This is a genomic window from Mesorhizobium sp. M0016, assembly GCF_040324035.1.
GTDB lineage: Bacteria > Pseudomonadota > Alphaproteobacteria > Rhizobiales > Rhizobiaceae > Mesorhizobium.
Genome location: NZ_JAMYVM010000076.1, coordinates 1 through 507, shown reverse-complemented (window position 1 = coordinate 507; position 507 = coordinate 1). Strand labels below are relative to the sequence as shown.

The window sequence follows — 507 nt, the reverse complement described above, 5'->3', positions numbered from 1 at the left end:
GCCTCCGGCCAAGTGATCGCCATCGAGGCCGCATGGTGCGGGCTCGGGAACAGAAAACGGAGACTTACAATGGCTACCATCGGCACCTTCAAGAAGTCCGCCTCGAACGAATTCACCGGTGAAATCGTCTGAAGCTCCGTCAGCTGAAGGTCTTCCGGGAAGTGTTGCGGGCCGGTTCGACTAGGCGGGCGGCGGTTGCGCTCGGGATAAGCCAGCCGGCCGTCAGTCAACATGTGAAGCAGCTTGAGACCACGCTCGGCATCACACTCTTCAAGAGATCAGCCAACCGCATCGTCCCCTTGCAGGAAGCCTGGGAACTCCTGCGAAACGTAGAACTGGCCCTGACGTCGCTGGATCGCCTGGACGCGTCGATCTTCGCTATGAAGAACGAGGAAAAGCAGCGGATTGCGATTGCCGCGCCCTCTGTTTTCGGTTTCGTGACCTTGCCCAAGGTCGTGGCGATTATCCGCTCACAGACCGCTTCGAATGTCCGGTCGATTTCTGGAA

Annotated in this window: 2 protein-coding genes; one reads left to right on the top strand and one right to left on the bottom strand. The window is 58.8% G+C overall.

What is annotated here, in order from left to right; translation table 11 throughout:
- Positions 1-233: hypothetical protein (locus NKJ88_RS32965; protein WP_352446987.1), on the bottom strand; the 233-nt coding region annotated here is incomplete at its 3' end.
- Between NKJ88_RS32965 and NKJ88_RS32960 the strand changes: the two genes are divergently transcribed.
- Positions 162-507 (top strand): LysR family transcriptional regulator (locus NKJ88_RS32960; RefSeq protein ID WP_352446986.1); only part of this gene is annotated, 346 nt, incomplete at its 3' end. The two genes, NKJ88_RS32965 and NKJ88_RS32960, sit on opposite strands and share 72 nt — an antisense overlap.